Raw genomic sequence first — 12,838 nt, forward strand, 5'->3', positions numbered from 1 at the left:
GCCCAAATAAAAAAAACGACCCACAGCATTGTGGGTCGTTTTCAAGGGCTTTGCAGCCGGCGGGCCTGGTTAGGCTTACACCAGAGCAGCCTTTTGAACCAAGCGGGTAGCAACCCAGTTCTTGGTCTTGGAGAGAGGACGGCTCTCGGTGATTTCAACCACGTCACCCAGCTTGTACTCACCTTGCTCGTCGTGAGCGTGGTACTTGCTCGACTTGATCATGATCTTGTCGTAGATGGGGTGCTTGACGCGGCGTTCCACCAGAACGGTCACAGTCTTGGCACGCTTGTCGCTGACCACCTTGCCAATCAAGGTGCGCTTGAGGGATGTTTTAGCTTCCGTCATGTCGGCTCCTTACTTGGCGGCTTGCTTTTCAGCAAGGATGGTCTTGGCACGAGCGATGTCACGGCGTGTAGCCTTGATGGTCGCAGTGTTGCCCAGTTGTTGCGTGGCCTTTTGCATGCGCAGACCGAAGTGAGCCTTTTGCAGGGACTTCACTTCAGCTTCCAGACCAGCCACGTCTTTTTGGCGGAGTTCAGCAGATTTCGTCATGTTGATCTCCTTAAGCACCAATGTGACGGGACACGAAGGTCGTGCGCAGAGGCAGCTTTGCAGCAGCCAGGCGGAACGCTTCACGGGCCAGCTCTTCAGGCACACCCACGATTTCGTAGATCACCTTGCCGGGCTGGATTTCGGCCACGTAGTACTCGGGGTTGCCCTTACCGTTACCCATACGCACTTCGGCGGGCTTGGTAGAGATGGGCTTGTCCGGGAACACGCGGATCCAGATACGACCACCACGCTTGACGTGACGGGAAATTGCACGACGTGCAGCTTCGATCTGGCGTGCGGTCAGACGACCACGGTCAGTAGACTTCAAACCGAAATCGCCGAAGGCAACGGAGTTGCCACGGGTAGCGATGCCGGTGTTGCGGCCTTTTTGTTCCTTACGGAACTTGCGGCGTGCAGGTTGCAGCATGTTTATTCTCCTTTACCGTCCGCTGCTGTAGCGGGCGCGTCGGCCTTACGAACGCGCTTAACGGAATCAGCACCAGCGCCAGCAGGCTTGTCGCTGCCATCGGCAGGAGCGGCATTGGTGCCTGCGGGACGACGGCCACCACGGCCAGCGCCATCACGGCCATCACGGCGACCGTCACGACGGGGACCACGAGGACGACGCTCGTCTTCAGGACGGGGCGTTTCCACGGCGGGCAGATCGTTGCGGCCCAGGGTGTCACCCTTGTAGACCCAGACCTTCACGCCGATGATGCCGTAAGTCGTCTTGGCTTCGGAGAAGCCGTAGTCGATGTCGGCACGCAGAGTGTGCAGAGGCACGCGGCCTTCGCGGTACCACTCGGTACGAGCGATTTCGATACCGTTCAGACGACCGGAAGACATGATCTTGATGCCTTGAGCACCCAGACGCATGGCGTTCTGCATGGCACGCTTCATGGCGCGGCGGAACATGATGCGCTTTTCCAGCTGTTGGCAGATGGAGTCAGCGATCAGCTTGGCATCGATTTCAGGCTTGCGCACTTCTTCGATGTTCACAGCCACGGGCACGCCCAGGCGAGCAGCGAGTTCCTTCTTCAGGGCTTCGATGTCTTCACCCTTCTTGCCGATCACCACGCCCGGACGAGCCGAGAAAATGGTGATGCGGGCGTTCTTGGCAGGACGCTCGATCAGAACGCGAGCCACGGCGGCGTTCTTCAGCTTGGCCTTCAGGTACTCGCGCACCTTGATGTCTTCGGCCAGCATGCCGGCGAAGTCACGGTTGCTAGCGTACCAGCGGCTTGCCCAGTTGCGGCTCACCGCCAGACGGAAGCCGGTAGGATGGATTTTCTGTCCCATATTCTTCCTTAAGGCCTCAGTTACCCACTGTCACGTAGATGTGGCAGGTAGGCTTGCTGATGCGGTTGCCGCGGCCCTTGGCGCGAGCAGTGAAACGCTTGAGCGTAGTGCCTTGCTCGACGTAGATGGTCTTGACCTTCAGTTCGTCGATATCGGCGCCGTCGTTGTGCTCAGCGTTGGCGATAGCGGATTCCAGAACCTTCTTCACGATCACGGCAGCTTTTTTCTGCGTGAACTGGAGAATGTTCAGAGCTTGATCCACCTTCTTGCCGCGGATCAGATCCGCGACCAGGCGACCCTTGTCAACAGACAGGCGGACGCCACGGAGAACAGCACGTGTTTCAGACATGTTCTATTCCTTACTTCTTGGCTTTCTTGTCCGCAGGGTGACCCTTGAAGGTACGAGTCAGCGCGAATTCACCCAGCTTGTGGCCAACCATCTGGTCAGTCACATAAACCGGCACGTGTTGCTTGCCGTTGTGCACGGCGATGGTCAGACCGATGAACTCGGGCAGGACCATGGAGCGACGCGACCAGGTCTTCACTGGCTTCTTGTCCTTGGTGGCGATGGCCTTTTCGACCTTGGCCAGCAAGTGATGGTCAACAAACGGACCCTTTTTAAGAGAACGAGTCATTTGCTACCCCTTACTTCTTACGGCGCGACACGATCATGGTCTGTGTGCGCTTGTTGTTACGGGTGCGGTAGCCCTTCGTCAGATTGCCCCATGGGTCAACTGGGTGACGGCCTTCACCGGTCTTACCTTCACCACCACCGTGCGGGTGGTCGACAGGGTTCATGACCGTACCGCGGACGGTAGGACGAATACCCATCCAACGCTTCACACCGGCCTTGCCCAGACGGCGCAGGCTGTGTTCTTCGTTGGCAACTTCACCGATGGTGGCGCGGCACTCGATGTGCACCTTGCGGACTTCGCCCGAACGCATACGCACTTGAGCGTAGATGCCTTCGCGAGCCAGCAGAGTGGCGGAGGTACCAGCCGAGCGAGCGATCTGAGCACCGGCACCGATCTTCAGTTCGATGCAGTGGATGGTCGAGCCCACGGGGATGTTGCGGATAGGCAGGGTGTTGCCCACGCGGATAGGAGCTTCGGAGCCGCTGATGATGGTAGCGCCGACTTCCAGGTTGCGAGGAGCAATGACGTAGCGACGCTCGCCGTCTGCGTAGCACACCAGAGCGATGTGGGCAGTACGGTTGGGGTCGTATTCAATGCGCTCAACCTTGGCGGGGATACCGTCCTTGTTGCGCTTGAAGTCCACCACACGGTAGTGGTGCTTGTGACCACCGCCCTTGTGGCGAGTTGTGATGTGACCGTTGTTATTACGACCGGCCTTCTGGAATTGAGCTTCCAGCAGGGGGGCAAAACCCTCACCCTTGTGCAGGTGGTCGCGAGTAACCTTCACCGCGCCGCGTTGGCCGGGGGTCGTAGGTTTGAGCTTGATAACAGCCATGATTACGCAGCCTCCCCAGACAGGTTCAGCTCTTGACCGGGCTTGAGCATCACGTATGCCTTGCGCACATTGTCGCGACGGCCCACGGTCTTGCCAAAGCGCTTGGTCTTGCCCTTGGTGTTCACCACAGACACGCCAGCCACTTCAACCTTGAACATCAATTCCACAGCGGCCTTGATTTCGGGCTTGGTAGCGTTCTGCAGCACCTTGAATGTCACAGCATTGGACTTTTCAGCAACCAGAGTGGCCTTTTCGGACACGATGGGAGCGACCAGCACTTGCATCAGACGACCTTCGTCAAACTTGGTAGTGCTCATGCGAACATCTCCTTGAGTTTGTCGATCGCACCCTTGGTGACGAGCACTTTCTTGTAGTGCACCAGCGACACGGGGTCTGCATAGCGCGGCTCAACCACGAACACGTTCTTCAGATTGCGGGATGCCAGGTACAGGTTCTCGTCGATTTCTTCAGCGATCACCATCACCGACGAAGACAGGTTCATAGCCTTGAACTTGTCTGCCAGCACCTTGGTCTTGGGGGTATCCAGCGTCAGGGATTCCACAACTGCCAGACGGCCTTCGCGGGCCAGCTGAGACAGGATGGAAGCCATACCGGCGCGGTACATCTTCTTGTTGATCTTCTGCGAGAAGTTTTCTTCGGGCAGATTGGGGAAGATGCGACCGCCGCCACGCCACAGAGGCGAGGAGGACATACCAGCACGTGCACGGCCTGTACCCTTTTGCTTGAAAGGCTTGGCAGTGGTGTGACGCACTTGTTCACGGTCCTTCTGGGCGCGAGTGCCTTGACGTGCGTTGGCACGGTAGGCAGTCACCAGCTGGTGGACCAGATCTTCGTTGAATTCACGACCGAACACAGTCTCGGGAGCTTCCACCTTGGAAGCGGCCTGGCCTTGTTCATTCAGGAGTTCGAGCTGCATTAGTTCGCTCCTTTGGAAGCTTTAGCCTTGATCGCGGGGCGCACGGAAACGAAGCCACCCTTGGCACCAGGAATGGCACCCTTGATCAACAGCAGTTGGCGTGCTTCGTCGATACGAACCACGTCGAGGTTTTGAGTAGTGACGGTTTCGTCGCCCATGTGGCCAGTCATACGCTTACCGGGGAACACGCGACCGGGGTCTTGTGCCATACCGATAGAACCGGGAACATTGTGCGAACGGCTGTTACCGTGCGAAGCGCGCTGCGAACTGAAGTTGTGGCGCTTGATCGTGCCGGCGTAACCCTTACCGATGGAGGTGCCTTGCACGTCCACCTTCTGGCCAACGCTGAACAGCTCTGCCACAGGCAGAACGGCACCAGCGGCATACTTGCCAGCGGTTTCATCAGTCACGCGGAATTCACGGGTCACTTCACCGGCTTCGACACCCGCCTTGGCGAGGTGGCCGGCTTGAGGCTTGGTCACGCGAGAAGCCTTGCGTGCACCGAAAGTGACCTGCAGGGCCACATAGCCATCGTTCTCTTGGGTTTTGACCTGAGTCACGCGGTTGTTAGAAACATCCACCACTGTGACAGGCACTGCGTCCCCATCATCAGTGAACAGACGCATCATGCCCACCTTGCGACCCAGCAACCCCAGGGAGTTGCTCAGACTCATTTGTTTGCTCCAAAACTTTTGCCGCTGAAACTGCAATTGGCCCAGCGTTGTGCCTTAGCAATCATGCCTAGCACACAAAAGAAGGTTAATAAAACTTCGCATCAAAGGCGAAGCTCCAAATTTTAACGCGAACTGCTTTTTCAAGCAAGTTCGCGTTAAACAAAGACCCTTAAAAGCCTCTTGCGAGGCCTCCAAAACTCTTATTGCAGTTTGATCTCGACGTCCACACCTGCGGGCAGGTCCAGCTTCATCAGAGCGTCAACAGTCTTGTCAGTCGGATCCACGATGTCCATCAGACGCTGGTGCGTACGGATTTCGAACTGGTCACGGCTGGTCTTGTTGACGTGAGGCGAACGCAGGATGTCGAAGCGCTTCATGCGTGTCGGCAGGGGCACGGGACCCTTGACGATGGCGCCGGTACGCTTGGCGGTATCAACGATTTCGGCTGCAGACTGGTCGATCAGCTTGTAATCGAAAGCCTTCAGACGGATGCGGATTTTTTGCTTAGACATTGTTAATTCCTAGCTTTTCTAAGAATTAGGCAATGATCGTGGCAACCACACCGGCACCCACAGTACGACCACCTTCGCGGATAGCGAAGCGCAGACCTTCTTCCATGGCGATGGGGGAGATCAGCTTCACAGTGATCGACACGTTATCGCCAGGCATCACCATTTCCTTGCCTTCGGGCAGTTCGATGGAGCCGGTCACGTCAGTTGTACGGAAGTAGAACTGGGGACGGTAGTTGTTGAAGAAGGGAGTGTGGCGACCGCCTTCGTCCTTCGACAGCACGTAAACTTCAGCAGTGAAGTTGGTGTGGGGCTTGATGGAGCCGGGCTTGCACAGCACTTGGCCGCGTTCCACGTCTTCACGCTTGGTGCCGCGCAGCAGCAGACCCACGTTGTCGCCAGCTTGACCTTGGTCCAGCAGCTTGCGGAACATTTCCACGCCGGTGACGGTGGTCTTGACGGTGTCCTTGATACCGACGATTTCGATTTCTTCGCCGACCTTGACGATACCGCGCTCGATACGGCCGGTCACCACGGTACCACGACCGGAGATGGAGAACACGTCTTCCACGGGCATCACGAAGGCGCCGTCAACAGCACGCTCGGGAGTGGGGATGTAGGTGTCCAGAGCTTCGGCCAGCTTCAGGATGGCAGGCTCGCCCTTGTCGGACTGGTCACCTTCCAGGGCCAGCTTGGCGGAGCCGCGGATGATGGGGGTGTCGTCACCGGGGAAGTCGTACTTGGACAGCAGCTCGCGCACTTCCATTTCGACCAGTTCCAGCAGTTCTTCGTCGTCCACCATGTCGGCCTTGTTCAGGAACACGATGATGTAGGGCACGCCCACCTGACGCGACAGCAGGATGTGCTCGCGAGTCTGGGGCATGGGGCCGTCAGCAGCGGAGCAAACCAGGATAGCGCCGTCCATCTGAGCGGCACCAGTGATCATGTTCTTCACATAGTCAGCGTGGCCGGGGCAGTCCACGTGAGCATAGTGGCGGTTGGCAGTTTCGTACTCAACGTGCGAAGTGTTGATCGTGATACCACGAGCCTTTTCTTCGGGGGCGTTGTCGATCTGCGAGTAATCCTTGGCTTCACCGCCGAAGTGCTTGGACAGCACGGTAGCGATAGCAGCAGTCAGGGTGGTCTTGCCGTGGTCAACGTGACCGATGGTGCCCACGTTCACGTGGGGCTTGGTACGTTCGAACTTTTCTTTTGCCATGATTTCTCCGAAAGAGCAAAAACCTGTGTGATGTTTAAGGTCTGCACCTCATTGCTGACTCGCCCCGCACAGGAAACAGGACGGCATGGGATCGCAGACCGGCAAAAATCGCGGCAGTCCTCAAAGGACTGCCGCGATTGGAAGCCGTAGATTATGACGGATTCGTCAAACCTGCGTCAATTACTTGGCGCGGGCAGCAACAATGGCTTCAGCCACGTTACGAGGAGCTTCAGCGTAGTGCTTGAACTCCATGGTGTAGCTGGCGCGACCTTGAGTCATGGAACGCAGCGAAGTGGCGTAGCCGAACATTTCGGACAGAGGCACTTCAGCCTTGATGGCCTTGCCGCCACCAACCATGTCGTCCATACCCTGAACCATGCCGCGACGCGAGGACAGATCGCCCATCACGGTACCGGCGTAGTCTTCGGGCGTTTCCACTTCCACAGCCATCATGGGTTCCAGGATGACGGGGTTGGCCTTGCGGGCAGCTTCCTTGAAACCGAAGATAGCGGCCATCTTGAACGCCATTTCGTTCGAGTCCACATCGTGGTACGAACCGAAGGTCAGACGCACCTTGACGTCCACCACAGGGTAGCCAGCCAGCACGCCGGAAGTCAGAGCTTCGATCACACCCTTCTCCACCGCAGGGATGTATTCGCGAGGAACCACACCGCCCTTGATTTCGTCGACGAACTCGAAGCCCTTGCCGGCTTCCTGGGGTTCCAGAGTCAGAACCACGTGACCGTACTGGCCCTTACCGCCGGACTGGCGAACGAACTTGCCGTCCACGTCCTTGACCGTGCTGCGGATGGTTTCGCGGTAGGCAACCTGGGGCTTGCCCACGTTGGCTTCCACGTTGAATTCGCGCTTCATGCGGTCAACGATGATTTCCAGGTGCAGTTCGCCCATACCGGCGATGATGGTCTGACCGGATTCTTCGTCGGTACGCACGCGGAAGGAAGGATCTTCTGCAGCCAGACGCGACAGAGCGATACCCATCTTTTCCTGGTCGGTCTTGGACTTGGGTTCCACAGCCTGTGCAATCACGGGCTCGGGGAACACCATGCGCTCCAGCACGATAGGCGCAGCGATGTCGCACAGGGTTTCACCGGTGGTCACGTCCTTCAGACCCACGCAGGCAGCGATGTCGCCAGCACGGATTTCTTCCACTTCCACGCGGTCGTTGGCCATCATCTGCACGATACGGCCGATACGCTCCTTCTTGCCCTTGACGGCATTCAGAACGGTCTCACCCTTGGACAGAACGCCAGAGTACACGCGCACGAAAGTCAACTGGCCCACGAAGGGGTCGGTCATCAGCTTGAAGGCCAGAGCCGAGAACTTCTCAGCATCGTCAGCCTTGCGGCTCAGCTTCTTCTCTTCGTCATCGGGGTCGGTACCGGTAACGTCAGGGATGTCCACAGGAGCGGGCAGATAGTCGATCACGGCGTCCAGCATGCGCTGCACACCCTTGTTCTTGAACGCGGTGCCGCACAGCATGGGCTGAATTTCGGTGGCCAGGGTACGGGTACGCACGCCGAGCTTCACTTCTTCTTCAGTCAGAGTACCTTCTTCCAGGTACTTGTTCATCAGCTCTTCCGAAGCTTCGGCAGCGGCTTCCACCAGGTTTTCACGCCACTTGTTGGCGGTCTCCACCAGCTCGGCGGGGATGTCCTGGTATTCGAACTTCATGCCCTGGGAAGCTTCGTCCCAGATGATGGCCTTCATCTTGACCAGATCGACCACGCCCTGGAAGTTTTCTTCAGCGCCGATTGGGATCACCACGGGCACAGGGTTCGCGTTCAGGCGAGTCTTCATGCCTTCATAGACCTTGAAGAAGTTGGCACCGGTACGGTCCATCTTGTTCACGAAGGCCAGACGAGGCACCTTGTACTTGTTGGCCTGACGCCACACGGTTTCGGACTGGGGCTGCACGCCACCCACAGCGCAATACACCATGCAAGCACCGTCCAGCACGCGCATGGAACGTTCCACTTCAATCGTGAAGTCCACGTGACCGGGGGTGTCGATGATGTTGAAACGGTGTTCTGGGTAGGACAGATCCATACCCTTCCAGAAGCAGGTCACTGCAGCGGAAGTGATGGTGATACCACGCTCTTGCTCTTGCTCCATCCAGTCGGTGGTGGCAGCGCCGTCATGCACTTCGCCCAGCTTGTGGGTCACACCGGTATAGAACAGGATACGTTCTGTAGTGGTTGTCTTACCTGCGTCAATGTGAGCGGAAATACCGATGTTGCGATAGCGCTCAATGGGGGTCTTGCGAGCCATGATGGATCCTTGCTTGATCGTATGGGAGTACTGCCGGCCCCGCATTGTGCGCAGGAGGCAGCAGCTCTATATGGGGGCGCTCAGAATCGACACAAGGCCGCAGCAAGTTTTTGCATGCGGCCCTGTATCTCGAGCGAGATTCCGATTAGAAGCGGAAGTGGCTGAAGGCCTTGTTGGCTTCGGCCATACGGTGCACTTCGTCACGACGCTTCATGGCGCCGCCACGGCCTTCCGTAGCTTCCAGCAGCTCGTTGGCCAGGCGTTGAGCCATGGACTTCTCGCCACGCTTGCGGGAGGCTTCCTTGATCCAGCGCATGGCCAGAGCCAGACGACGGACGGGACGCACTTCCACGGGCACCTGGTAGTTGGCACCGCCAACACGGCGGGACTTCACTTCAACCATGGGCTTGACGTTGTTGATGGCAACAACGAAAGCTTCCAGAGGGTCCTTGCCGGGATGCTTCTTCTCGATCAGGTCCAGAGCGCCGTAAATGATGCGCTCAGCAACCGCCTTCTTGCCGCCTTCCATGATCACGTTCATGAATTTGGACAGCTCTACATTGCCGAACTTGGGATCCGGCAGGATTTCACGTTTGGGGACTTCGCGACGACGTGGCATTTTTTACCTCTATCTTTGCTTCAGTTGGCATCTTTTCAGATACCGCGAGAGCTATTCAAAACTCTCACTTACTCGACCCGCACAAAACATTCGTGCTCAGGGCCACTACGTTTGACCGCGCCAGTCAGGCGAATCAAACACCGTTTGTTTTCAAAAAACCAGGGCTGATTACTTAGCCTTAGGCTTCTTGGCACCGTACTTGGAGCGAGCTTGCTTACGGTCCTTGACGCCTTGCAGGTCCAGGGAACCGCGCACGATGTGGTAACGCACACCGGGCAAGTCCTTCACACGACCACCGCGCACCAGCACAACGCTGTGCTCTTGCAGGTTGTGGCCTTCACCGCCGATGTACGAAATCACTTCGAAACCGTTGGTCAGACGAACCTTGGCCACCTTACGCAGAGCCGAGTTAGGCTTCTTGGGAGTGGTGGTGTACACACGAGTGCACACGCCACGGCGTTGGGGGCAGTTTTCCATAGCAGGGCTCTTGGATTTAACAACTTCGACCGTGCGGCCCTGACGCACGAGTTGGTTAATGGTTGGCATTAATTAAACGTCCCTAAACGTGAATTTGCTTCGTGAAAGCAAAAGGTTTATCCGCAGCAACAGATGCCGATGCGGAAACGTGAATCCCTTCGGAAATTCCGAAAAGCCCTCGAATGTACCAGCTTGTGCAAATCAGCACAACTCCCAGCCGACAATAGCCCTGCCGGCAGCAAGATGCTTTGCATGGCACATCAAAGTGCTCTCACCGGCAGGAGCTACCTCCTGCCGGCCCGGGAACTTACTTGATCCAGAGGCGGATGGTGTCCCACAGACGGCCGAAGAAGCCTGCCTGCTCGACGGCCTCAAGCGCTACCAGCGGCACCTCGGCCACCACATCCGCACCCGACTTGACCTTGAGCACCCCCATGGACTGCCCCTTGGCAATGGGTGCAATCAGCGGATCCTGGCGCACCACCTCGGTGGTCAGCTTGCCGCCGGTGCCCGAGGGCACGGTCACCACCACGGCGCCGTCGGCCTTGCCGATCTTGACGGCATTGGCAGCGCCCTTCCAGACGGCGGGAGTGGCCACGGGCTGATCGGAATCAAACAGCTTGACGGCATCGAAAGCGGTGTAACCCCAGTTCAACAGCTTCTGGCTTTCGTTGGCACGCGCCTTTTCGCTGGCCGTTCCCAGCACGATGGACAGCAGGCGGCGCTGACCCACATTGGGCAGGTCACGCTTGGCCGTGGCCACCAGGCAATAGCCGGCGGCATTGGTGTGACCGGTCTTCAGGCCGTCCACGGTAGGATCGCGGAACAGCAAGGCATTGCGGTTGCTGCCGTTGGAGGCGGGTGTGCCGGGGTAGCTGTATTGCTTGGTGGCGTAGTAGTGCATGTACTCGGGGAAGTCATGCATCAATCGCTGGGCCAGGATGGACAGATCACGCGCCGTCGTCAGGTGACCGGGCTCGGTCAGTCCTTCGGGGTTCTTGTAGCTGGTGTTCTTCATGCCCAGGGCCTTGGCCTGGTCATTCATCATCTTGACGAAGTTCTCGGCCGTGCCGCCCACGGCCTCGGCCAATGCCATGGTGGCATCGTTGCCGGACTGGATGATCATGCCGCTGAGCAGGTCATTGACGGGCACCTGCATCTTGGGGTCGATGAACATGCGCGAGCCGGGCATCTTCCAGGCGCGCTCGCTCACGGGCATGCGCTGCTCCAGCGTGATTTTCTTGGAGCGCAAGGCGTCGAACACCACATAGGCCGACATCAGCTTGGTCAGCGATGCCTGCTCGACGGGAGCATCAACGTCCTTGGCACCCAGCACCTGGCCGGCAGTGACGTCCACCAGCAGATAGTTGCGGGCAGCAATTTCGGGAGGAACAGGGGCCGCCACCTGTGCCATGGCAAACACGGGCGCCACTGCGGCAGCAACGGCCAGAACACGCAGTGTGGAGTAGATGGGCTTCATGAAGAGGACTCTCGCTAAAGCAAAGGTAAGCGCGGTGATTTACCGTCGAAAACGGCCAAAGCCAAGGATATACCTCGGCCTGGCGCTATGAAAAGGGAGTTAACCAAGACGGGGCAGCAATTCACGTGCGTCAAGGTGTGGGAAATGGCTCTTACAGGGACTTCAGGTGGCGCACCACCAGGCTCTTGAGCAGAGGCAATTGTCCGTGAAAGAAATGGCCGACCTGCGGAATCACGGTAACAGGCAGTATCTGCGGGCGCGCCCAGTCCATCACGGCGGACAGCTCGACGGTGTCGTCCGCCTCGCCGTGGATCACCAGGGTCTGGTCATGGGCCTCGGCAGGCACGGGAGCCACTTCGAAGCGACTGGCGGCTGTGCCTACCAGCACAGCCTTCTGCACCCGGCCTGTACCCCAGAGCTGGGCCAGCGCATGGCTGGTGACGAAAGCGCCGAAGGAAAAGCCGGCCAGAGCTACAGGGCCTTCGGGAGCCACCTGCTGCACCACGGCCAGCAAATCCTGCAGCTCGGCCTTGCCGGCGTCATATTCGCCGGCACTGGCACCCACGCCGCGAAAGTTGAAACGCACGACCGTGTAGCCGCACTGAACAAAGGCACGCGCCAGGGTCTGGACCACCTTGTTGTCCATAGTGCCGCCAAACAGCGGATGCGGATGGGCGATGATGGCCACGCCCTTGGGGCTCTGGCCTTCGACCAGTTGCGGCGCATCGCGCAGGGCCTCAATGGCACCGGCGGTGCCGGTGAGCGTCAGTCGTTCGGTCTGGGAATTCACGATTGCTATCCTAGTTGTAGCTTTTTGCGCTTGCTGTAATTGGGCTGACGCTTGAAAACGCTTAAAGTTCCTGAACAAGCAAGCCCAAAGTCGGCCGCCCCAGGCAAGAGCCGCCTTGCCGCAAGCCTGCCGGGACGGCCACAGGACTCAAGGCAGCCAGATCAGCGTCCCACGCTTTCGGGCAGCACCAGGCGCTCGACCACCTTGCCGTTCTTGAGATGGGATTCGACGATTTCATCGATATCGCTGTCGTCGATGAAGGTGTACCAGACGGCTTCGGGGTAGACCACGGCCACGGGACCGCCGGCGCAGCGATCCAGGCAGCCGGCCTTGTTCACACGCACCAGCCCCTTTCCGGCAAGCCCCTCTTCCTTGACTTTGCGCTTGCAGTGGTCAAAGCCCGCCTTGGCGCCATGCAGAGCACAGCAGTCCTCACCGTTGGGACGCTCGTTCAGGCAAAAGAAGATATGACGCTGGTAGTAGCCGCCGGCCTGGTCTTGATTCTGGATGTCGCTCATGGTGG

General features: G+C 58.3%; 18 protein-coding genes. All 18 read right to left on the minus strand.

Annotated features, from left to right (window positions below):
- Positions 1-75: 75 nt before the first annotated feature.
- On the minus strand, positions 76-345 hold the full coding sequence (gene rpsQ / locus ACWGXF_RS08795) for a 30S ribosomal protein S17 (RefSeq protein WP_003059401.1): 270 nt from the start codon (positions 343-345) through the stop codon (positions 76-78).
- Positions 346-354: 9 nt separating this feature from the next.
- Positions 355-552, minus strand: a complete 198-nt coding sequence (rpmC, locus tag ACWGXF_RS08800) for a 50S ribosomal protein L29 (RefSeq protein ID WP_003059403.1) — start codon at positions 550-552, stop codon at positions 355-357.
- Between the two features lie 10 nt (positions 553-562).
- On the minus strand, positions 563-979 hold the full coding sequence (gene rplP / locus ACWGXF_RS08805; RefSeq protein WP_003059405.1) for a 50S ribosomal protein L16: 417 nt from the start codon (positions 977-979) through the stop codon (positions 563-565).
- Positions 980-981: 2 nt separating this feature from the next.
- A complete protein-coding gene (gene rpsC, locus ACWGXF_RS08810; protein ID WP_003059406.1) occupies positions 982-1,851 on the minus strand; it encodes a 30S ribosomal protein S3 in 870 nt (289 codons plus the stop codon).
- A 16-nt stretch (positions 1,852-1,867) separates the two neighbouring features.
- The gene (gene rplV / locus ACWGXF_RS08815; protein WP_003059408.1) at positions 1,868-2,200 is read right to left on the minus strand and encodes a 50S ribosomal protein L22; all 333 of its coding nucleotides are present in this window, start codon (positions 2,198-2,200) and stop codon (positions 1,868-1,870) included.
- A 10-nt stretch (positions 2,201-2,210) separates the two neighbouring features.
- Complete coding sequence (gene rpsS, locus ACWGXF_RS08820; protein ID WP_003059413.1) at positions 2,211-2,486, minus strand: 30S ribosomal protein S19; 276 nt, start codon at positions 2,484-2,486, stop codon at positions 2,211-2,213.
- A gap of 10 nt (positions 2,487-2,496) precedes the next feature.
- Complete coding sequence (gene rplB, locus ACWGXF_RS08825) at positions 2,497-3,321, minus strand: 50S ribosomal protein L2 (protein WP_003059414.1); 825 nt, start codon at positions 3,319-3,321, stop codon at positions 2,497-2,499.
- A gap of 2 nt (positions 3,322-3,323) precedes the next feature.
- Positions 3,324-3,638: a 50S ribosomal protein L23 gene (rplW, locus tag ACWGXF_RS08830; protein WP_003059415.1), complete on the minus strand. Its 315-nt coding sequence runs from the start codon at positions 3,636-3,638 to the stop codon at positions 3,324-3,326.
- Positions 3,635-4,258, minus strand: coding sequence for a 50S ribosomal protein L4 (gene rplD, locus ACWGXF_RS08835; protein WP_003065421.1), 624 nt, complete (start codon positions 4,256-4,258; stop codon positions 3,635-3,637). The genes rplW and rplD overlap by 4 nt, the downstream gene beginning before the upstream one ends.
- Positions 4,258-4,932 (minus strand): 50S ribosomal protein L3, encoded by a 675-nt coding sequence (rplC, locus tag ACWGXF_RS08840; protein ID WP_003059417.1) that lies wholly within the window; start codon positions 4,930-4,932, stop codon positions 4,258-4,260. The genes rplD and rplC overlap by 1 nt, the downstream gene beginning before the upstream one ends.
- 200 nt (positions 4,933-5,132) lie before the next feature.
- Positions 5,133-5,444: a 30S ribosomal protein S10 gene (gene rpsJ / locus ACWGXF_RS08845; RefSeq protein ID WP_003059431.1), complete on the minus strand. Its 312-nt coding sequence runs from the start codon at positions 5,442-5,444 to the stop codon at positions 5,133-5,135.
- A 25-nt stretch (positions 5,445-5,469) separates the two neighbouring features.
- Entirely contained in the window at positions 5,470-6,660 is a 1,191-nt protein-coding gene (tuf, locus tag ACWGXF_RS08850) for an elongation factor Tu (RefSeq protein ID WP_012836789.1), read from the minus strand.
- Positions 6,661-6,840: 180 nt separating this feature from the next.
- Complete coding sequence (gene fusA, locus ACWGXF_RS08855) at positions 6,841-8,949, minus strand: elongation factor G (protein WP_003064006.1); 2,109 nt, start codon at positions 8,947-8,949, stop codon at positions 6,841-6,843.
- A 145-nt stretch (positions 8,950-9,094) separates the two neighbouring features.
- Positions 9,095-9,568, minus strand: a complete 474-nt coding sequence (gene rpsG / locus ACWGXF_RS08860; RefSeq protein ID WP_003059438.1) for a 30S ribosomal protein S7 — start codon at positions 9,566-9,568, stop codon at positions 9,095-9,097.
- A 168-nt stretch (positions 9,569-9,736) separates the two neighbouring features.
- Positions 9,737-10,114, minus strand: coding sequence for a 30S ribosomal protein S12 (rpsL, locus tag ACWGXF_RS08865; RefSeq protein WP_003059441.1), 378 nt, complete (start codon positions 10,112-10,114; stop codon positions 9,737-9,739).
- A 238-nt stretch (positions 10,115-10,352) separates the two neighbouring features.
- The gene (locus ACWGXF_RS08870; RefSeq protein WP_003064007.1) at positions 10,353-11,525 is read right to left on the minus strand and encodes a D-alanyl-D-alanine carboxypeptidase family protein; all 1,173 of its coding nucleotides are present in this window, start codon (positions 11,523-11,525) and stop codon (positions 10,353-10,355) included.
- A gap of 151 nt (positions 11,526-11,676) precedes the next feature.
- Positions 11,677-12,315 (minus strand): alpha/beta hydrolase, encoded by a 639-nt coding sequence (locus tag ACWGXF_RS08875; RefSeq protein WP_003064008.1) that lies wholly within the window; start codon positions 12,313-12,315, stop codon positions 11,677-11,679.
- A gap of 161 nt (positions 12,316-12,476) precedes the next feature.
- Positions 12,477-12,833 carry a (2Fe-2S) ferredoxin domain-containing protein gene (locus tag ACWGXF_RS08880; protein WP_003074660.1) on the minus strand — a complete coding sequence of 119 codons (357 nt, stop codon included), beginning with the start codon at positions 12,831-12,833 and terminating at the stop codon, positions 12,477-12,479.
- Between the last annotated feature and the right edge of the window lie 5 nt (positions 12,834-12,838).

It is taken from the genome of Comamonas sp. HJ-2 (assembly GCF_053615495.1).